Below are 18,449 nucleotides of genomic sequence, written 5' to 3' on the forward strand. Positions count from 1 at the left end.
ATCTCACTGGCAATCAGTGTTATGCTAACGATGCAGTTAAATGGGGTAAATCGCTGATGCCAGTCCGGTAATCATACCCCCGGTAGTCAGGTGACGATAGCCAGGGATAAAATAATCAAGAACCTTTTTCTGAGTCAGGCAGAGTAGTCAGAAACAAGCGCTGGCGGAGTCCACTTTTCGCTTCTGACAGACCTCATCTGTATCGCAGGATTTATAACTATTATCCTCTTTTAGCCACAATCCGCATTTCCACCAGTGCATTCTCCGGGATAAATTCCGACACGCCTATGGCAGACCATGCCGGATAAGGCGCTTTTATATATTTATCTTTAACATGAGAAAACAGTGCGCTATGTTTTTTCAGGTCAATATGAAACGTTGTCATCTCCAGAATATGTTCATAGCCTAAACCGGCGGCTTTTAAATAAACGCCAAGCTTATAAAAGGCATCGTGAAACTGTTCTTCTGGATCCTTACTAATGGGTTTATCCTTTCGCGCTGCAGTTACACCTGACAGATACACCGTACCCTCTGTATCGATGACCGGAGAGAAGTGCCAGTCATCGAAATAATGCTTAAAGTCTTCAGGAACGATCGATTTTTTCATGCTTGCCTCAGGTTGATGATGTCATCCTATGCCGATGCTATTCAACGCTTTCATAACGTGCAAAGCGCCGCTGGCTTACTATTCATTTCTCTGACCCGGTTAACTTAATCTAAATGTATCGCCAGCATTTATCTTTTTGCGCCTGAATCAACGTCGTCATTCTGCCCGGTATGCAATGGGGACACCGCTTAGCGTCGCCGGGATGGGCGGCAATTTTTACAGCATGCCGGGCAACAGTCACAGCGGCGTAGCCATGATCCATAGCTTTATCGTTGCGCGTCACATAATGTCTGCCTGGCTGCGGGACAGCGCTGAGTACCCGGCTTATCCGGCACGGCTCGGATTGCTCCGCGCGTCCGCCCCCGCGGATCTCAACGCTGACACAACAGGCTCAGCTGGCTGCGAGGCAGCGACCAGCAAGCCGCTAAACTCTCTGTTTTCGCTTACGTGGTGCACCGTCTATGCATCGGAATCTGATCGCGTCTTCAGTCCGGAAAGTCAGATCAGTGGCCGTCTGTTTCAGCCGTCAGCGGTTGAACGCGTAAGATCCTTCCACCAGACAATTTCCTGATTAAGGGCCGCCAGTTTTTGACCGGCTAACCCCTGGGCATCACTGCCTTACAACAGATGCGCCGGTGGCGTCGGGTTCCTCTCAACGCCAGTATGGTCTGCGCAGGCTTGCCGGAATTTCCGGATTGTTTTCCGCTTTTCGCCTCCCGTGCCTGACGAATATGCCCGAATAGCGTGTCAGGCATCATTCGGGCGCTTCATTCCATCGAACGTCCCACGCGGTCCGTAAGGAATGAGCCGGGTGTCACGGTGGTGACGTGCATGCCGATGGCGCAATATCTTTACCCTGCGTTTCTGAAATACGCTCCAGTGCAAACCTGCCGCCGCAGGAGTCGCTCAGGGGATAGTGCAACAGGGAGTCGTGCTGGCATAAAGCCAAAAATAGTCACAGCCATAAATTCCGGGTACTAATCAGCACGCAGTGAAATGACTATTCCGGGTGCTGACCAGAGACGTCGTGTTCAGCGAAATAAACCAGTTAACCGCCATGTGTTGAAAGTCCGCTCCTGGCACAAAGCGGACGTTATACCAGCTTTGTAAGAAATGAACGAAAGCTGAGAGCGATCGCGCGACAGGACTGATTATCATAGTTTCACGAATGCCAATCCAAGAGTGTAACGTGGCTGAGCTATCGAATTTTCTCCTGGCAGGCAGATTTTGCAGCAGCAATTTCATCGGCAATCTACTGCAAGGTCATTCTACCTGTTAAGGCTGGTAATAACGCTGTATCAGTCTATTTAGACTGAAATATCGAAGATTTAATGGCAATTAAGTAAACTTGCTTCTGATTATTTTTATAATTGAGTATCATTTTATAACTTCCCTGGGCTCACGCTGGTAAGTTACACTAATAGCGATTAAAACAAGCTTAGCGATTTGCTGTGTCGTATAATAATCTGAAATATTCTGGAAAATAGCTTTCTCAAAATCTGTTTTCCCGTCATTGGTATCAACAAACGCTGGCGTGCCGTCCGAAAAGTAACGAAACTCTATATGACGCCGCTTCATTTCTTTTTGCATATTGAAAAAAATACGTTTGTTTTCGCTTTCACTGCCTTCCAGCTTAGCCCAGGTCAGAAAATCATAAAAAGGCTTGAGCCTCTGATTTATGTTTTCTTTAGTAATATTCCCTGTACCAGCAACTAAAAGAAATACGGTACCACCATTTGTAATAAAATTATGACTACCATCAATATTTTCAGACAGTAAAACGGTGTTAGTATATTCTGTGAACTTACGGTGGGTATCATTATATCTTTTAGGATGGATGTCGATATCGTAAAACTTACTGCCCAGTAAAGTACCACAACCGGACAGGCTGAGTGTCATGATGAGGGCCATTATTAATCTAACAAAAAAATTACTCACTTGCATGCACCATTCAAATAAAAATATTATCGGCAAGACAAATCATAACTTTAGGGGTTTCATGCAATAGTTTTTTATTCCCTCCCATCACCTTTGATATCCAAAAAGCTTGAATCTGCTGACCTGAAAAATCATATGCTATATCGCTTCATGATAAAGTTATTATGTCGTTCTCCACCTAGACTGAAAAAGATATAATAATATTTATGTATGTATCTGGCATGAAGCGTACTGAACTGCCCCCAGTTGCTCCTTACAAACTGTTGTTAGCTACGTCCGCTTCTGGCACTAAGCAGACGTTGTGCAGGCCCATGTCCGCTATGAGCGTGAAGCGGACATAGTTACAAGCATTCTGTTAAAATTAACAGGAAGCAGGTTAATCCGCGGCTTCAATTATGCTTAATTATCTAATAAAGGCTTACGTATTTACTCATCAGGTTCCGGCTTCAGCCGGTCGGGAGGTATTTTACACAGTAACTGAGCTATCATGCCGATAATTGATTGGGGCGGGAAACTCTCCCATTGTCCAATATCAGGTTTTGCGTAAATGATATCGCCTTCGGCATAAGGTTTAGTAAACAGAGTCCATCCCATGACGGAACGTTGATTTTTATCACAATTAATAATATTGATTGTTCGTGAGCTGTTTGCGTAAACGGGAGGATGAGAACTAATACGCTTCGTTTCTTTATAATTATTGATCATATAAAATTTGCGCAAATGATTGTTTCCTTGATACATTGAAACCATCCGCAGGTCCGCATAGGAAATGGCATGATCATCTGTCAATACTTTAATCAAGCCTGCAGGTTTTTTTGCGGATGTATCAGGTGATGATGTATTTTTCAAAGCACATCCTGATAGTAAAAAAAACATAAGACATAGTAGAGTTTTCATATTAATTTTTCACCTTCAAATCAGGTCTAAACTCTGCAAGCATATCAGGCGTGACATAACCTTGAATTGAGCAAAGTAATAACGAACCATTCTTATCTTTGCTCAGAATCAAAAGCTTCTCAGTACTTTCTTTGGCGGGTGCAATACCACTTACAGCTTGATTATTGATTTTCCAGTTGCTGTCAGGCCCTTCTTTTATCATTGCCTGAGAAATAGAGTCATCGCCTGTTTTTACCCACTTCAGATGGTTAAGTGCGTTCATCACTTCTTGAGGCGAATTTTGCAAAATCATGCCCCAGTAATAAAATTTCCCGTCATTAATCACGTCGAGATCGCTGGTTTGAAGATAATAGCCTGAAATCGTCAGATTTAGTTCTTTCAAAGGCTGGGCGAACCATATTCTGCCATTACCATCGGCTGGCCCTTTGAACCATGCCAGATGATGCTCGCCTATAGCGAGAGGAACCAAACCTTTAAATTTACTTTTCTGATGATAGATTTCTTGGAAAAAACTCGCGTCGCAACGTGAAAGGCTTTTCGTTAATGTGCTGGCCTGAACAGAAGATACTGCGCATCCCATACTAAGTATCATGGCGGTTATGTATACAATTTTACTCACGTTATATCCTTATTTAGAAAAAACATTTTTTATTATCGGCACGAGTTGATGAAACTTTACAGTTTTCAATTAAATGTCTTTCATGTTGATTATGTTAGTGCAATAACAGTAAGTCTGGATCGTCATTGTCAGACTGTGACCTGCTCCCGGTAAACTAACTTACCATGATCCAAGCAAAGTCCGCCCTTGGCACATAGCGGACTGTGTATAGGCCAATGTCCACTATGAGCGAACAGCAGACGTTGACTGATGACTACTCAGTGAATTCATCGTTATTGAACATACCCTCCCGGCAACGAACTCAATCTCAATCGTTCTCAGACAGCTAGCGCTAGTTGTTGATGACGCTCTATAAATTTCGCTTTGAGGGCGCTATAGCGATGAGCATCGTTCCTGCTGACTAACACAACTGCGTGTTTTATCTCAGCATACTCTTCTGCAATGTCTTTGTTTCTTCGAAGATAATCACGGAAAGCAAGGTGTCTCAATACCTGCATATCTCCGACTGCAAACGCATGGACTTGATGACTACGCTGATCACCACCTTTAATGAAATATCTGCGCCCCGCAATCCCGTTCTCACCGCGAGCAACATACCCGGCGTGGGCCATTGCTGAATGGTACTTATCCAGTTCATTGATGTCTGAAACTTCAAGTAGCATATCAATTACGGGCTTTGCTGAGAGACCAGGAACTGACGTGCTTCCAATATGATGGACATCCTTAGCCATTCCACCGAGCAATGTTTTATCAGTAAACTTTCAGCTTCAAACATCTCAGGCCATCTATCATCGTATGGCACAACAATAATTTTCCGCATAAACCCATTCTCTCTGTCCTAAGTGTGCAACTCAACCCTGAACCCCGGCATTGCCTGCAGCCGGCGTTCCGTGGTGAAAAAACAGAGTCCACTGGCCCTCATCCGAACAAATCCAGCAAGAGGAACGTAATGCATGATGGCTGCCATCAGCGTAAAACGTCACGATAGTGAAGCAGAGGGTAACCGCAGCCCATCTCCGTAAGACAGAAATCGCTGCTGAGAATATAAGGTGCAGCCTTTTCACTTAGCAGCGACGCAATGGTCTCTGACCGGTCGACCGTCACACCTGACAGGGTGATTTCACGGAATTCAGGATGAAGAATCAGTTCCAGCCACTCCGGATCATTGCGCCTGTCGCCGTGAAGGCTGCACTCAAGCAATCTGAGCTTCTCCAGAAGCACTCTGCTTATCCTCAAGTGATTAAGCCGGACGTTCAAATTTACCATAACAGTTCATGCGCTACTTCCGCTTCTGGGACGAAGCGGACTTAAACGTTGGCCCATGTCCGCTATGAGCGAGAAGCGGACTTTTAAAAAGTAATATTTGATAGATTGATTGCAGGGAACTAAATGATTAGCATCTGCTCTTTCGGACAAAGAAAATGACTGTTAACGATTCCCTCTTCGCATTCTCTCTTGCAGCACTGTTACTTACCTGACTCCCGGCCTTGATACGGCACTTATTCTCCGCACCGCTTGTGCTGAGGGCGGCAAAAAGGCTTTTCACGCTGCGCTTGGCATTGATGCTGGCTGTTTTGTATGGGGCGCGCTGGTCGCGTTAGGTCTTGGTGCTCTTCTGGCGGTTTCAGAGATGGCTTACACTGTGCTCAAAGTTTGTGGCGCGGTCTACCTGAGCTGGCTGGGCTTACAACTGCTGATACGTCCTCGATCTTCTTTCAGTAATGGTGATGACAACAACGTTTCTCAGGGGAGCTGGTTTATCAGAGGAATGCTGGGGAATGTGCTCAATCCCAAAATGGGCATTTTCTATGTCTCTTTTTTGCCGCAGTTCATACCAGCCGGTCACTCACCTTTAATATGGACTTTTATCCTGGTCAGCATCCACGTTGCTATCGGGACTATATGGTCAGTCACTCTCATTTTATCCACGCATTTTGCGTCAGCCGTATTGAAGAAAAGTCGCGTTGTCCGGGTGATGGACAGAGCAACAGGGGGCTTATTTTTATGCTTCGCGGCTAAACTTGCTATTAGCACGAGATAGCCCTGGACTGGCTGGCGTCGTACGCTTCTGGCACAAGCGGATTAGCGTCTGGCTAACGTACGATATGAGCGAAAAGCGGACGTCATCATATACCGGAGTTTGCATGTAACTCGCGTAAAACAATCCCCAGTGTTAATTTGTAAGTGAACCTGTTAAGCAAAACCAATGTTTGAATGGTTAGTGGATAGATCATGGGCGTAGAGTTATATATAACACGGGCTGATTTTTGGGCTGAAAATGAAGAAGCAAAAATAACTCCTGAGGAGTGGCTTTCTCTCATTGATAGTGATAACGAATTAACGATAGACCTTAAAAATGGCGATTATCATGCTTTGTGGTCGGGTGCTTCATCGCATGATGAGTCATGGCTTGACTGGAACGATGGCAATATTTACACCAAATGGCCAGACACGCAGCTATATAGAAAAATGTTAGACATTGCCGGGTTCCTCGGCGCTCGGGTAATGGACGACGATGGTAATATTTACAGCGATCCATCTGCCTGGGAATATGACCCTCCTTCTACTCCTTAACGTCCGCTTCTGGCAAAAAGCGGTCTGAAACGCGGCCCCATGCCTTCAGTGCGTTTTAACCTGCCACAACCTGTCAAAAAAGAGGTGCGCTTGTTAGCCGAGCTCAATATCGACTGGCGGGCCTGCTACTGCAGACAATCGAGCGGTTCAGGCATTGACTGGACCTCTTTCAGGAAATCCACAAAAGCGCGCAGAGGTGCTGACATAAAGCGGCTGGGAAAGTAGAGCCAGGGACCTTCAAATTCGGGCCACCACTCCGGAAGCACAGGCAGCAGTTCACCCGTCGTAAAGCAGGGCTGCAGCCAGTTTTCAAAGACGGCGATAATGCCCTGACCCTTTTTTGCCAGCTCAATTGCGCCTGATGCGCCATTGACACCGATAGTCAGGCGACCAGCAGGGTTGACGCTGACGGTTTCTCCGTTGCGTTCAAATTCCCAGGGTATCAGCGCGCCGCTGGAATACTTAAGGCGGATGCAGTGATGTTCGGCCAATGCCGTCGGGTGAACGGGGAGACCGCGCGAAGCAAGGTAGTCGGGTGCCGCCGCGAGAGCCAGACGCTGGCGGCGTGGGCCGACAGGAACGGCAACATTGTCCCGGGCCAGATGTTCGCCATAGCGTATGCCTGCATCGCAGCCTTCCGCCGTGGCATCAACAAGGCGATCGTCCACCATAATCTCCACCCGCAGCAACGGATGGCGATCGAGAAATTGCTCAAGCAGGGGCGGAAGAATATCGACCATCACCGCACCCGTCACGTTCAACCTGAGTAGCCCGCGCACCTCCCGTTGAGAACTTGCCACGTCATTCATCACCGATCTCATTTCGCTCAGCAGAGGTGCCATGCGCTTGGCCAGCATCCGGCCTGCTTCTGTGGGCGTTACGCTGCGGGTTGTGCGGATAAACAGCGGAACGCCCAAAGTGACTTCCAGCGCGGTAATCCTCTCACTGACCGTTGAGGGTGCCAGGCCTAACGTTTTAGCAGCGGCCCGGAAACCCTGACCCCTGAAGACGGCAAGAAATATCGCGACATCATCCATCTCAACTTCCATTACTGTTCGCCTTTCCGAACAGCGTATTCGTATTGCTGCCTCTTATCAAACAGCTCTGAGAGATTTATAACTCAGATACACCTGCATAAATCACTGAGGCAACAACATGAAGAAGAGAACGGTTTTAATTACCGGCGCAAACAAAAGTATTGGCTTTGAAACGGCCAGAGAGATGGGGAAACTGGGATTTAATGTCTGGCTGGGTTGCCGCGATGAGGTGCGCGGTCATGATGCTGTCAGCCTGTTGCTGTCGGAAGGCATTAAAGCGCGGCTGGCTATCATTGACGTGACAGACCAGAAAAGTGTTGATGCGGCCGTCGGGCAGATAAAGTCAGAAGATGGAAAACTAGATGTGCTGATCAACAATGCGGGTATTCCCGGAACCTGGCCCATCGCGCCTGAGTCGCAGAGCATCAGCGATATTATGACGGTGTATAACACCAACGTTTTCGGCGTCATCAGAGTAACGCAGGCTTTTCTGCCGCTGCTCAAACTGGGTGAGGAACCCCGGATTATCATGGTCAGCAGCGGGCTGGGATCGCTGGAATGGTTATCTGACAAAGCGCATCCCTACTCTCAGGTAGCGGCACTGGGCTATACCAGTTCCAAAACGGCATTAAATGGCGTTACGGTGGCATTTGCCAATTCACTGTCTGAGTATGGCATCAGCGTAAACGCAGTTGACCCGGGATATACGGCCACCGATTTTAACGGACATACCGGTTATCGAACTGTATCCCAGGCGGCCAGGGGGATCGTCTGGCTCGCTGCTGAAGCATGCCAGACAATCACCGCAGGATTCTTTTTGGATGGAGAGCGCGCACCCTGGTGAATCTCGTCTAATAAAAGCATTCCACCTGCCTGGATGGGGCAGGTTGGTTGACGGGATGCGGCAGAATGCCTGGCGTGTCGTGCGCAGTCGGTTCTCAAATATGTCCGAATCATCCTGAAGGAAAATAAGCGGCTCAATGTTTCTTAGCGCATCTGAATGTAATTAATGGCCGCCTCAGGCACGGCTCGTACAGAAAGTTAGGTCATAAGGTCCGCTTTGAATGAAAAGTGGACCCAGACCTACAGGCTGGTCATCAGCCGGGGTAGTTTCTGAAGTTAAACGGCAGTTTTGCAAAAGATGACAACAGATAACGATGACCGAATTAATTTATCTGAAAGGCGGTCACGCCAGGAGCGAGATATACACACACACTGCATTTCCTGCCCTGTAAATACACATACTGACCAATTATGGCTGTTCAGGTGAATCAGTCGCCTGCTTCCCATATCCAGACAACATTGCCGTAGCTTCATCCATCCGTTGACGATCAAGTTTATAGAACACCCAGTTCTTGATACGTTTCGATGTCACAATCCCAGCTTTAGCAAGAATTTGCAGATGGCCTGTCACGGTGGGCTGACTCAGACCAATTTTTTCGGTGATAAATCCGACACACACACCATCCTTAACCAGATCGCCGTCCTGCTGCACCGGAAAATGTGACTCTGGATCGGACAGCCATTCAACAATCACGAGCCGATGCTCATTACCAAGGGCACGAAAAATATCGGCCATTAATGTCTTTGAGTTGTGCATATAGCCAATCGCCTATATAGTAATTTTCTTATATAACTTTAGGGGCATACTATGACAAACCACAGACAAAGGCTAACAGACAGTGTCACGCTGAAAGATATTTATGCCGCTTCCGGGCGAATTAAATCAACAGTATGCAAAACTCCGCTGGAGCCTTCCCACTCGCTGTCTGCTCTTGTCGGGACGGAGGTCAGGCTTAAGATGGAAAATCTTCAGCATACGGGTAGCTTTAAGCTGAGAGGTGCTGCAAACGTTCTTGCCAGTCTTAATGCAGACCAGCGACGTGCCGGCGTCATCGCTCCGACGGCAGGGAATCATGGTTTAGGGCTTGCCTGTGCGGGACATGCGGCAGGCATACCCGTATCCATATTCTTACCGTTTTCAGCAGACCCGATTAAGGTTTCTGCAATGAAAAGTTATGGTGCGCAGGTTACGTTTTTTGACGACATTGAAGACGCAAGGCAGGAAGCCATTGTCGCAGCGCAACAGTCCGGCGCAACGTTCGTCTCAGCCTACAATAATCAGCAGATGATTGCCGGAGGCGGCACCGTCGGTCTGGAAATCATGGAAGACTGGCCAGACGCTGACGTTATTCTCGTAAACATTGGCGGCGGCGGGCTGGCCTCCGGTATCGCAACAGCCATCAAGGGCATAAACCCTGCAGCCGAAGTGTGGGCAGTGCAGAGTGAAGCAAGCCCGACGTTTGCGTGCTGGAAAGAAGCTGGTGAGGCGATCCCAGTGGAAATATCGTCGTCAATCGCCGAAGGCATAAGTGGCTATATAGAGCCTGAAGCGATGACCTGGCCACTCATACGCGATCGCGTCGATCGTGTTCTTCTGGTTTCAGAAGCCGAAATTAAAGCAGCGATGCTGTTAATGCTTAATCTGCACAGCCATGTTGTAGAGCCTTCAGGCGTACCCGCAGTTGCGGCAGCCATCCGTTATGCAAAAGAACTGAGCGGGCGTAAAGTTGTCTGCGTGGTGAGCGGTAGAAACATATCGGGTTCCCGCTATCTCAAATTAGTTAATGAGGCGTCACTATGAAGAAACAGAGCGGAGTTAAGGTCGGCTGAGCTCATATTGCGCAACGTTCTTATCATAACGGCTTCATTCATTACGCAGGCTTTGAGGTAGTGCCGCCTTTGACGGCCTGCCGTTTAACAGCCTTTTCGCTTAAAATTCTATGGTTCGTTTAAGGGAATGTCAGGCATCATCAAAAAATATTTTTGTCATACAAGGAGTAAGACTAATGAATATAAATATAAGAACAGCCCGGGCTTCTGATGTTGACAGTATTTTCGAAGTCAGAACCTCAGTGCTCGAGAATTATTTGAGTCGTGAAGAAATGCGTCAGATGGGGATCACCGAAAGCGTCGTGGCGGATATGATTGAAAAGAATTTATGCGCCTGGGTTGCGGCTGAAAGCGAAAAAATAGTCGGCTTTTCAATGATTTTACCGGATGAAGGCTGTCTTTTTGCGGCCTTTGTTCTCCCGGAATATGAAGGCCAGGGGATAGGTCGCAGGCTGGTTTTTCTCGCCGAGCAGGAATTATTCAAACATCATGAGATTGCCTGGCTGGAAACCGATAAAAATAGTCGCGCGGCGAAATTTTACATGCAGCTCGGCTGGGGCAATAAAAAAGAGATTAACGATACCGATATCAAACTGGAGAAATATCGCAGCGTGTAATCTACTGTCATTTTCATAAACGTCCGCTTATGGCATAAGGCGGACATCTGCATCAGGCAAATTATCTTCTGATCAAATATCTGACAAACTATCGTTAGGCTACTCATGTTTCTGGCAAATCTATGATAACCAGTGTGCCAAAACTGCCTTTTTTTACATTATGAGGAATCCCAGCCTTGGCTACGTAAAGCTGGCCAGAAGTTACAGAGATTTGTTTTCCTTTCACGCTCAGTTCAAGACGACCGTCAATGACCAGTAACCCTTCATCATACTCATGTACCTCTTCAATAACAGAGCGTTCATCCATTCGTAAAACTTTGAGATTCGCTGTGCCAATGTGGCCTAATACCTGAGAGTGCCAGGCCTCTGGTAATGCATGTGATTCAATTCTAAGGTCATAAAGCGACATAACGTCACTCCTTTGAGTGTTCTTTTAATGCTCTTATGCCATATATATTTCCTACCGTCATATAATAAATATGGGAAAATAAATCGAATAAGAGACTATACCATTCCTCATTATGCTCTTATTTCTGAAGTGCCAGATTATGCAATCTGGCCTGGTCAGAACCTTGTTTATCAACGGGCCGATAGTTAAATCGCGTCAGCTAATAGCGCAAAGCGGACATTTAGCCGCAATAGCGTGTTTGCTGTCAGACGAACTGTTTGTCCTGCGCAGACCTTTAATCATTAATCGTCATTTTAAATCGCGTATTTTCTTCGGGTCGGCTTACATTCCCAGACTGGCCAGCAGGTCGTCCACATCATCCTGACTGGCAGGAGTCTCTGGTGCGGAGGAAGGTTTAGACGGCGCAGTGCGCTCGGCGGTGCTGTGTGAGCCGGTATTATCGCGGATGACCTGTATCAGCTGCTGCTCAGCCTGATTCAGCACGGCCATCATAGCCTGCACAATCTGTCCTGTGAGGTCCTGGAAGCCCTGTGACATCATAATCGCGTGTAACTGCTGTTGCGTCAGACCCGTGACGCGGGGGACATCATTCAGCAAGGCAACGGTATCTGCCGCTAATGCCTGGGTCTGTTCTTTGTCTGACAGCGTACCGGAAGTGGCATCCCAGCGTTGCGAGAGTTTCTCAGCTTTTTCTCCCAGATCGGTTTGCAGAGGCTGCGTGATTTCCACGCTGTTGATTACGCCCTCTGCTGCTTCGCGGGTCATTGTGACGACATAACCCAGCCTTTCACGGGCGTTTGGGATGCTTCCCGCCACATCGGCGATGGTTTTATCAAGCCCCAGCTGTTGCAGACTGTCGCGAAGCTGCCGCAGGATGAAGCCAGCACGCGCCGTAATTTCGCCAATTTCCTGATGCTTACTATGGGTGTCGGATGGTGACATGGATGTTGTTTCCTGCGTACAGAGTTTCGATACCTGAGGTTATCGGCAGCTCGCGGCGGTTTTTTAAATTTCCTGAGGTTTTTACTCGTGTAAAAAGTGACATGATGTGAATGAGACACCCTAGAGCTAACGACATCAGGGTTGTAATAGGCAGAAAGTGTTGCGCGCAGGCCCTGTTTTTTCAGCCGGAGGGGGTTGTCAGGTATAGAGCGGAATGTGTGCGGGTTAATGACTGTTATGAGCGAAAAAAGGGGCGTATTACCCACTTCTGAAACGTTTACGCGAGGGCAGGCAGTATCTTATTTATCATGTAATTTCTTCGTCTTAATTAATCCGCCAACGAATAACATTTTGTCCAGTTGTAGTTAACCCTCGCCAGTTTTAATTCTCCATCTACATCCCCAAAATTAATGGTCTGACGTTCAAAAATAAACTCACGCACGGGTGCAGGTAAAAAATCAGCGCCGTAGCGCAGAATCGTGCTGTGCCAGAAGGGTGCCGGTAATGGGCTGCCGGTATGACGCATCAGCAACTCATTTTTCCAGTGCGAATCCAGAACTTTTTCGCAGAATGAGTGGCGCATGGCTATTGCCGAACTATCAGGGATCCCTGCAAGCAATAACTGACTGGGCAATGCAACTAACCGCAGATCTCTGATAACAATTTTTATCGCATCAAATCCGCTCCAGATATTCGTCAATTCATCGATTTTTTCGGGCAATGGCTCGTTTTCGTTATAGAGCGGCAGAGTCAGGGGCAGGAAGGTAAAATGGAAACCCTGTGTGGGCAGAATATCGGCAAGGGGATCATCCTTTGTGAGCTGCTGTAATTCACAAATAAGACGTGAGACATCAAAGGTCACCGGCGGCTGAATGCCCGCTGCAAGAGCCAGCCTTACAGGATCGTAGTAATTTCCCTCTTTAATTGCTCCGATTCCTGCATTTTCCGCCCATATGGAGAAGGTGTTCTCGCTGGCAGAGCGATACAAGCTTTCCAGATTTATCGATTTCATTACAGACCTTTGGCATTGGTATGAACAGAGGCGATTCGTCATTAATAGTATTTCTGTCTGGTATTTTAGGCTATTCGATTAATTTTTAAGGGATAATAAGGATTTGAGAAGTGAGTTGTTATTACTGCCCATAACTTATCAGGCATATCCCCTTTGCTGACCGCAAACATATCACCATATGTTCAACGTCTCGCACATCTTTAAGGATAGCGTTGCGTCGATTCGTCCAGTTCACAGGAGATGGCGAACGCAGTCTACCCGTACAGTGGCCACTGATGACCAGTTAGCGACCAGATTTAAACGATTGTATTACATGGTTATTCACGGTCAGGATGACGGGTCAGGGCTGGCTGATGAGTTGGCAATCCCTCAGTAAATGCCAACAGTATCTGGAAATCCCGATTAGCCGCAGCTGTTTCGCGGTCAGGATTACATCCACAAGGGGCACTATCTGATAGATCAGGAAAAGCGCACTGGTACATCATGCTGATCCCAGCTAACCACCCGCTCTGTGGATAATGGACGTTTACAAGTATCACGCGACAGAAAGCCTGCGCTTCACGGGTTTTTTAGTGCCGTTTTCAGGTAAACTTGCTTAAGCTATTCAGGTAATTTTTAAGGATGAAAATCTATGAAAGTGAGTGAAAAAGCACTACTGGAATCCGGCTTTAGTCATGCAGATCTACTAAAACTGAAAAACAATATGGCTAATTATGGTGGCTCACTGGATTCCATGATCCATGATCTTGCTAACCGCTTTAACGCCTCGAAGTGGATTACTATTATTGCCTTTATCATACTTGCTCTTACGCTGATGCTGGCATCCGTAGATACCAGCATCACGCTGGCGGCCACACTTGCGATTGTATTGCCTTTTATATGGTATTTAGCCCCAGCAAAGCTTGCATACAAGTCATGGCGCTATCGCAGAATCACGGCTCATTCAGAGCAGCATCAGTGACATACATAAGGTCAAATATGACCTTAGCTTTAACACCATAACCGACTATATTCATTGTGAGTTTTGGACGGCTCATAGTGCTGACTTTCCTGAAATAATCCGCGGGCAAATATCTGAACAGACGCCAGGTTCCAGGGCGTCTGAACAGACCGAATACGCTATAGGCATTTGCAACAAGCGAGATTGATTTATAGATTCCCAGCCCGCTATCAGGGCTGAACCCCATGAATGCAGCAGTGGACATAGCGGCATCAGCAACCAATCCTTCAGACTGTTTGTTATCCATTACATAGTGCGCAATTTCTTTGCTTATGCCGTTCGCACCATCAGTAACTAAAACTGCACCGGCCAGAACGCCCAATGGTGTCATAGTTCCTATAAGGGTCAGGCCAGCAGCTATTTCAGCCCCCGACAAAACTGCATTTACAGCCGAAATGACATACCCGACAATTTTATTATTTTCCCTGACGAACTCCACTTTGGCATAGAGTTTCGCCGTTTTCATGCGCAGCATTCTGTCCTGCTTCTGAAGGTTTTCCGTTTCTTCCCTCAGATTTTTAATACAGGCTATGCATTCTTCTTCTGATTTTGCACGTCGGGCAGACGCAAACTGCTGCTCAACCAGATCTCTGATCTCCTGAACAAACTTCACCTGAGTCATGCCATTCGAAAGATGGACTGAGGACACATGATTAGCTGTATTAATCAGCTTTCTGGCCTCAAGGTTAATCATTGTTTCAGCCCAGTTTTTACTTCTGCCTGAGCGCATCATTTCGATCAATGCTACATCCATTTATCTTCTCCCTGTACATAATATCGCCGATAATACCCCATTATTTACAGGTGTAAACCGTCGTTACAGTTGAAAATATGTTGCTTCGGATAACACGTTAGAGGATGAACTATCAGGATTTATTTCAAATGATCGTGGCTCTCACACTTATACAGAGGCCATTCGCATGACAGCGAAAACCGACCCAAAGCGAAACTCATGCAATTGAGATCGCCAGCGCATCGGCCGCGTTACGCTTTATCAGCATGTCGCGCCTGTCTGGCTAAGTCAGTAAAAGAGGGCAGGTCATACTGATTGTCACAACCCCGCTCTGCCCCTAAACGGACAACCAGAGGACAGATCAGGACAACAGATGCCTGACGTATAGAATCGATCAACTCTCTCTGATATTGATGATGTCGATGGCGCTAAATCACTTCTGTTGAGAGAGCTAAAATGAATTTTTATTGCAGTAAGGAATTTACCGGTTCGAAGGCCTGGGACTCACAGCATATTGCCAGCTTCGATAATGTCAGCGTGAAACTTCACTGGACCGATCAGCCTTATAAGTGGCACATCAACGATGGTCAGGAGGTTTTTGCTGTCATGGATGGGTGTGTTGAAATGCAATATAAAGAGCAGGGCGAAGTTAAAAGCCGGGTACTCAACGCCGGTGATATTTTTTATGCCAGTGAAGGGACAGAACATATTGCGCATCCACAGGGCGTCGCCCGCGTGCTGGTGATTGAAAAAGAGGGATCGGTTTAATTAAGTTGTGATTCATTATCTGGCTGAGCCAACAAGCCAGTGACAAAGCGGGAGATCTCTTCTCCCAGATTGAGAAGAAAGGCGTCGCGTGATGGGTGGGTGTCAGTGATATGCGGCGGCAGGATGTTCATGAAGGTAAAATGCCCGGCATCTTTAACCACGAAAAGTTTTGTCTCAGTTCGATTATATAATTCTTCTTTGATGAACAGCGCTTGCGATGGCGGTGTCAGGGTGTCCTTCTCGCCAGTCCAGATCCTGACAGGCACTTTCACGGAGGCGAGGGCCGAGGGTGCTCTGAAAAAATCCGCAGGTGGCGCTAACAGCACCAGTTGATTCAAATCCTGTCTGCCTGTATATGTCACCTTCTCTCTGGTGCGAGTCCAGGCCGTCGCCCCGGCGTGCATCAACAGAATCACGGTGCCGAGTGAGTGCCCGACGCCGGTAATCGAGGCATAATGTTGACAAAACGCATCGCGGGCGAGGACAAGTCTTTGGCTGCGTTCCAGTAAGTCAGCCTTTGAGGGTGTGGAAGAGGTTAACCGTTCGAAATGGGGCGCTACCACTGAAATACCATTGCGGCTAAAGGTCTGCAGAAGCTCAAGATGACGCAATGGACTTCCGCCAGCACCTGCTGCAAAAAGGATGCACTGGCTGGCCTCATTCACCTTCAATAACGTGACGTCAAAATTCCTGTCGGCATGCCTGATGACAGAGATTTCCGCCCTGGTGTTGTTAATCATAAAGCCGACTCCCCGCTAAAAGGTCAGTCTGGAGATACTAACCTGTTCCCGGTGAAACGATAAATTTCCGTCCGCTTCTGGCTCCAGACTACTGTTATGCAAGGTGTAAGCAGCAAATCAAAGCGGACCGGTTATTCATACTCTGGCGTCAGGCCACCAATCTGTCCGCGCTTACTGCGTCGCCTCTGCCCATAATGCCGCCTGTACAGCAGGGCGCGCATTGATATTTGCTCTGTACGCCAACAGCGCAGGCCAGCGATCCAGTTCAATGCTGAAGAGCTTACACCAGCCCAGTACAGTGAAAAGGTAGGCGTCAGCAACGCTGAATGATGGCCCCATCAGAAACGCTTTTTCGGCGAGCGTATCCTGCAGAAAGTCGAACCGCCGGAAGAGCTTTTCACGAAACAGTGACAGGACAGCGTCGGGCAGTGCCTGGTTAAACAACAGAGCGGAACCCGCGTGTATTTCACTGGTAATGAAGTTCAGCCACTCCTGCAGTCGAACACGCGCCCAGCTGCCTGCTGGCGGTGCCAGCCCGCTTTCCGGCCTCAGGTCGGCGAGATACTGCACAATCGCCGGCCCTTCAGTCAGTATCTGCCCGTCGTCCAGTTCCAGCGCAGCAACATAGCCTTTGGGGTTGACAAGGCGAAAGTCGCGTCCGTCAGTGGTGAGCTTGCTCCTGTTATCCACTTTAACCAGCTCAAACTCCAGTGCGAGTTCACACAGCACGATATGGGGTGACAGCGAACAGGTATCCGGGGCGTAATAAAGTTTCATGTCTTCTCCGTTAACATTGAAAGCGATGTGAGATTCTCTTTGTCGTTACGTAACAGACTGTGCTTAACGCAGAGGATTCTGTAAAATTAATGCTTCAATAATTAACTATTAGCTGGGCTACTGATAACCATGATGAATCTTCTGCACTGGCGCTTGCTGGTGGCGGTGGCCGATGCCAGTAATATTTCGCGTGCTGCTGAAACGACAGGCATGACACAGTCCGGTGCCAGCCAGGCTATCGCCCAGTTAGAGTCGTCACTCGGGTTCGCGGTATTCGTGCGTGAGCGCCGGCACATCGGTGTTACCGCGCTGGGAGAGCAGGTCATTGAACATGCCAGAATTATGCTGTCGCAGCTCAGCGCGATCCGCGTGCTGGCTGATGAGAGCCGGGGTTTAAAGGGCGGACGCATTCGGCTTGCCAGCTTTCCCTCTGTGACGTCCACACTCCTGCCTGGGCTGTTGCGTAACTTCAGGCGTCTGCATCCGGGCATGGAGGTGGTGGTGCTGGAAGGGACGGATGAAGAAGTTGAGGAGTGGCTTGCAGCGGACACCGTTGAACTGGGGGTGGTAATGAACCCCACACCCGGACGTGCTGATGTGATACTGGGACAGGACGCATGGGTCGCCGTCATGCCAGCCAGCGCTCCGCACATCGGTCAGTCAGGCGCGAACGGTATAACCCTGCAGGAACTGGCAGACCAGCCCTTTGTGCTTGCAACAGGCGGATGCGTCGTTAATGGCAAAAGCCTGATGGAACAGTCAGGATTCCACCTCTCTGACGTGCGCGTAAAAGTCCGCGACTGGATCAGCGCCTGCATGCTGGTGCGTGAAGGCATGGGTGCCGCGCTGGTGCCGGAATCAGCCCTGCCAGCGGAACGGCGCGGCCTGTCAGTGATGCCGGTCATCCCGCCTCTGCACCGTGAATTCGGGCTGGTCTGTTCGCCTTCCGGAAAAGCTTCTGGCGCGACGCAGGCGCTCCTGAACGGACTGCGTAAAGGGCAGGGTAATATCTCCGGATAAACCCACTGCACAGCTGACTTTATCCGCCGTTACCCGATCATAAACAACTGAATGGCTGGCTGGGAAAGAGAGATCGGCAGACTCTC

At 48.2% G+C, this 18,449-nt stretch carries 20 protein-coding genes and 2 pseudogenes; 8 read left to right on the plus strand and 14 right to left on the minus strand.

The window, feature by feature from the left end; all coding sequences use genetic code 11:
* Positions 1–220: 220 nt before the first annotated feature.
* The 6 genes and pseudogenes from NR201_RS07290 to NR201_RS07315 all read right to left on the minus strand — a co-directional run bounded on the left by NR201_RS07290 (position 221) and on the right by NR201_RS07315 (position 5,327).
* Positions 221–607: a Rid family hydrolase gene (locus NR201_RS07290; protein WP_256849579.1), complete on the minus strand. Its 387-nt coding sequence runs from the start codon at positions 605–607 to the stop codon at positions 221–223.
* Positions 608–1,984: 1,377 nt separating this feature from the next.
* Complete coding sequence (locus NR201_RS07295) at positions 1,985–2,506, minus strand: hypothetical protein (RefSeq protein WP_256844005.1); 522 nt, start codon at positions 2,504–2,506, stop codon at positions 1,985–1,987.
* Positions 2,507–2,971: 465 nt separating this feature from the next.
* Positions 2,972–3,394, minus strand: a complete 423-nt coding sequence (locus NR201_RS07300; RefSeq protein ID WP_243207468.1) for a surface-adhesin E family protein — start codon at positions 3,392–3,394, stop codon at positions 2,972–2,974.
* A gap of 49 nt (positions 3,395–3,443) precedes the next feature.
* Complete coding sequence (locus NR201_RS07305) at positions 3,444–4,061, minus strand: hypothetical protein (RefSeq protein ID WP_033760035.1); 618 nt, start codon at positions 4,059–4,061, stop codon at positions 3,444–3,446.
* A 317-nt stretch (positions 4,062–4,378) separates the two neighbouring features.
* A pseudogene (locus NR201_RS07310) lies at positions 4,379–4,881 on the minus strand (GrpB family protein).
* Positions 4,882–5,027: 146 nt separating this feature from the next.
* On the minus strand, positions 5,028–5,327 hold the full coding sequence (locus tag NR201_RS07315) for a DUF4440 domain-containing protein (protein ID WP_306278129.1): 300 nt from the start codon (positions 5,325–5,327) through the stop codon (positions 5,028–5,030).
* 155 nt (positions 5,328–5,482) lie between these two features.
* Here NR201_RS07315 and NR201_RS07320 point away from each other — a divergent pair.
* A pseudogene (locus NR201_RS07320) lies at positions 5,483–6,102 on the plus strand (LysE family translocator).
* 191 nt (positions 6,103–6,293) lie between these two features.
* On the plus strand, positions 6,294–6,635 hold the full coding sequence (locus NR201_RS07325) for a hypothetical protein (RefSeq protein WP_256844006.1): 342 nt from the start codon (positions 6,294–6,296) through the stop codon (positions 6,633–6,635).
* Between the two features lie 125 nt (positions 6,636–6,760).
* On the opposite strand, the gene NR201_RS07330 is transcribed toward NR201_RS07325, so the two are convergent.
* Complete coding sequence (locus NR201_RS07330) at positions 6,761–7,684, minus strand: LysR family transcriptional regulator (RefSeq protein ID WP_256849580.1); 924 nt, start codon at positions 7,682–7,684, stop codon at positions 6,761–6,763.
* 106 nt (positions 7,685–7,790) lie between these two features.
* Between NR201_RS07330 and NR201_RS07335 the strand changes: the two genes are divergently transcribed.
* Positions 7,791–8,516: an SDR family NAD(P)-dependent oxidoreductase gene (locus NR201_RS07335; protein WP_256849581.1), complete on the plus strand. Its 726-nt coding sequence runs from the start codon at positions 7,791–7,793 to the stop codon at positions 8,514–8,516.
* Positions 8,517–8,924: 408 nt separating this feature from the next.
* Here NR201_RS07335 and NR201_RS07340 read toward each other — a convergent pair whose 3' ends face one another.
* A complete protein-coding gene (locus NR201_RS07340; RefSeq protein WP_022624627.1) occupies positions 8,925–9,272 on the minus strand; it encodes a helix-turn-helix transcriptional regulator in 348 nt (115 codons plus the stop codon).
* Positions 9,273–9,323: 51 nt separating this feature from the next.
* Here NR201_RS07340 and NR201_RS07345 point away from each other — a divergent pair, with 51 nt between their 5' ends.
* Together NR201_RS07345 and NR201_RS07350 are read left to right on the plus strand one after the other, a co-directional pair.
* The gene (locus NR201_RS07345; RefSeq protein ID WP_181955256.1) at positions 9,324–10,316 is read left to right on the plus strand and encodes a threonine/serine dehydratase; all 993 of its coding nucleotides are present in this window, start codon (positions 9,324–9,326) and stop codon (positions 10,314–10,316) included.
* Between the two features lie 205 nt (positions 10,317–10,521).
* Positions 10,522–10,962 carry a GNAT family N-acetyltransferase gene (locus NR201_RS07350; protein WP_033773716.1) on the plus strand — a complete coding sequence of 147 codons (441 nt, stop codon included), beginning with the start codon at positions 10,522–10,524 and terminating at the stop codon, positions 10,960–10,962.
* A gap of 103 nt (positions 10,963–11,065) precedes the next feature.
* Here the strand turns inward: NR201_RS07350 and NR201_RS07355 are convergent, their stop codons facing one another.
* From NR201_RS07355 to NR201_RS07365, 3 genes are all read right to left on the minus strand, one after another.
* The gene (locus NR201_RS07355; protein ID WP_010259813.1) at positions 11,066–11,371 is read right to left on the minus strand and encodes a cupin domain-containing protein; all 306 of its coding nucleotides are present in this window, start codon (positions 11,369–11,371) and stop codon (positions 11,066–11,068) included.
* A 321-nt stretch (positions 11,372–11,692) separates the two neighbouring features.
* Positions 11,693–12,313: a protein phosphatase CheZ gene (locus NR201_RS07360; protein WP_010259809.1), complete on the minus strand. Its 621-nt coding sequence runs from the start codon at positions 12,311–12,313 to the stop codon at positions 11,693–11,695.
* Positions 12,314–12,641: 328 nt separating this feature from the next.
* Positions 12,642–13,325 carry a hypothetical protein gene (locus NR201_RS07365; protein WP_256849582.1) on the minus strand — a complete coding sequence of 228 codons (684 nt, stop codon included), beginning with the start codon at positions 13,323–13,325 and terminating at the stop codon, positions 12,642–12,644.
* A 631-nt stretch (positions 13,326–13,956) separates the two neighbouring features.
* Here NR201_RS07365 and NR201_RS07370 point away from each other — a divergent pair.
* Entirely contained in the window at positions 13,957–14,286 is a 330-nt protein-coding gene (locus NR201_RS07370; protein ID WP_022624631.1) for a hypothetical protein, read from the plus strand.
* Here NR201_RS07370 and NR201_RS07375 read toward each other — a convergent pair.
* Positions 14,258–15,079: a DUF4225 domain-containing protein gene (locus NR201_RS07375; RefSeq protein ID WP_256849583.1), complete on the minus strand. Its 822-nt coding sequence runs from the start codon at positions 15,077–15,079 to the stop codon at positions 14,258–14,260. The two genes, NR201_RS07370 and NR201_RS07375, sit on opposite strands and share 29 nt — an antisense overlap.
* A 435-nt stretch (positions 15,080–15,514) precedes the next feature.
* On the opposite strand from NR201_RS07375, the gene NR201_RS07380 reads away from it, so the two are divergent.
* Positions 15,515–15,826 carry a cupin gene (locus NR201_RS07380; RefSeq protein ID WP_187500401.1) on the plus strand — a complete coding sequence of 104 codons (312 nt, stop codon included), beginning with the start codon at positions 15,515–15,517 and terminating at the stop codon, positions 15,824–15,826.
* Here NR201_RS07380 and NR201_RS07385 read toward each other — a convergent pair.
* Both NR201_RS07385 and gstA read right to left on the minus strand, forming a co-directional pair.
* Positions 15,823–16,566 (minus strand): alpha/beta fold hydrolase, encoded by a 744-nt coding sequence (locus NR201_RS07385; protein WP_256849584.1) that lies wholly within the window; start codon positions 16,564–16,566, stop codon positions 15,823–15,825. The genes NR201_RS07380 and NR201_RS07385 overlap by 4 nt on opposite strands.
* A 171-nt stretch (positions 16,567–16,737) precedes the next feature.
* A complete protein-coding gene (gene gstA / locus NR201_RS07390; protein ID WP_256849585.1) occupies positions 16,738–17,343 on the minus strand; it encodes a glutathione transferase GstA in 606 nt (201 codons plus the stop codon).
* A 129-nt stretch (positions 17,344–17,472) separates the two neighbouring features.
* Here gstA and NR201_RS07395 point away from each other — a divergent pair, with 129 nt between their 5' ends.
* Positions 17,473–18,363, plus strand: a complete 891-nt coding sequence (locus NR201_RS07395) for a LysR family transcriptional regulator (RefSeq protein ID WP_256849586.1) — start codon at positions 17,473–17,475, stop codon at positions 18,361–18,363.
* Positions 18,364–18,449 lie beyond the last annotated feature (86 nt).

Source organism: Pantoea sp. Fr-CA_6 (assembly GCF_024520895.1).
Taxonomy (GTDB): Bacteria; Pseudomonadota; Gammaproteobacteria; order Enterobacterales; family Enterobacteriaceae; genus Pantoea; species Pantoea agglomerans.

What these genes read in the sequence shown, in the direction of transcription:
- NR201_RS07365 (WP_256849582.1), bottom strand. Translation starts at nt 13,325, where the DNA reads ATGAAATCGATAAATCTGGAAAGCTTGTATCGCTCTGCCAGCGAGAAC.
- NR201_RS07335 (WP_256849581.1), top strand. Translation starts at nt 7,791, where the DNA reads ATGAAGAAGAGAACGGTTTTAATTACCGGCGCAAACAAAAGTATTGGC.
- NR201_RS07375 (WP_256849583.1), bottom strand. Translation starts at nt 15,079, where the DNA reads ATGGATGTAGCATTGATCGAAATGATGCGCTCAGGCAGAAGTAAAAAC.
- NR201_RS07395 (WP_256849586.1), top strand. Translation starts at nt 17,473, where the DNA reads ATGATGAATCTTCTGCACTGGCGCTTGCTGGTGGCGGTGGCCGATGCC.
- NR201_RS07370 (WP_022624631.1), top strand. Translation starts at nt 13,957, where the DNA reads ATGAAAGTGAGTGAAAAAGCACTACTGGAATCCGGCTTTAGTCATGCA.
- gstA (WP_256849585.1), bottom strand. Translation starts at nt 17,343, where the DNA reads ATGAAACTTTATTACGCCCCGGATACCTGTTCGCTGTCACCCCATATC.
- NR201_RS07315 (WP_306278129.1), bottom strand. Translation starts at nt 5,327, where the DNA reads ATGGTAAATTTGAACGTCCGGCTTAATCACTTGAGGATAAGCAGAGTG.
- NR201_RS07350 (WP_033773716.1), top strand. Translation starts at nt 10,522, where the DNA reads ATGAATATAAATATAAGAACAGCCCGGGCTTCTGATGTTGACAGTATT.
- NR201_RS07355 (WP_010259813.1), bottom strand. Translation starts at nt 11,371, where the DNA reads ATGTCGCTTTATGACCTTAGAATTGAATCACATGCATTACCAGAGGCC.
- NR201_RS07360 (WP_010259809.1), bottom strand. Translation starts at nt 12,313, where the DNA reads ATGTCACCATCCGACACCCATAGTAAGCATCAGGAAATTGGCGAAATT.
- NR201_RS07330 (WP_256849580.1), bottom strand. Translation starts at nt 7,684, where the DNA reads ATGGAAGTTGAGATGGATGATGTCGCGATATTTCTTGCCGTCTTCAGG.
- NR201_RS07295 (WP_256844005.1), bottom strand. Translation starts at nt 2,506, where the DNA reads ATGACACTCAGCCTGTCCGGTTGTGGTACTTTACTGGGCAGTAAGTTT.
- NR201_RS07345 (WP_181955256.1), top strand. Translation starts at nt 9,324, where the DNA reads ATGACAAACCACAGACAAAGGCTAACAGACAGTGTCACGCTGAAAGAT.
- NR201_RS07290 (WP_256849579.1), bottom strand. Translation starts at nt 607, where the DNA reads ATGAAAAAATCGATCGTTCCTGAAGACTTTAAGCATTATTTCGATGAC.
- NR201_RS07325 (WP_256844006.1), top strand. Translation starts at nt 6,294, where the DNA reads ATGGGCGTAGAGTTATATATAACACGGGCTGATTTTTGGGCTGAAAAT.
- NR201_RS07385 (WP_256849584.1), bottom strand. Translation starts at nt 16,566, where the DNA reads ATGATTAACAACACCAGGGCGGAAATCTCTGTCATCAGGCATGCCGAC.
- NR201_RS07380 (WP_187500401.1), top strand. Translation starts at nt 15,515, where the DNA reads ATGAATTTTTATTGCAGTAAGGAATTTACCGGTTCGAAGGCCTGGGAC.
- NR201_RS07340 (WP_022624627.1), bottom strand. Translation starts at nt 9,272, where the DNA reads ATGCACAACTCAAAGACATTAATGGCCGATATTTTTCGTGCCCTTGGT.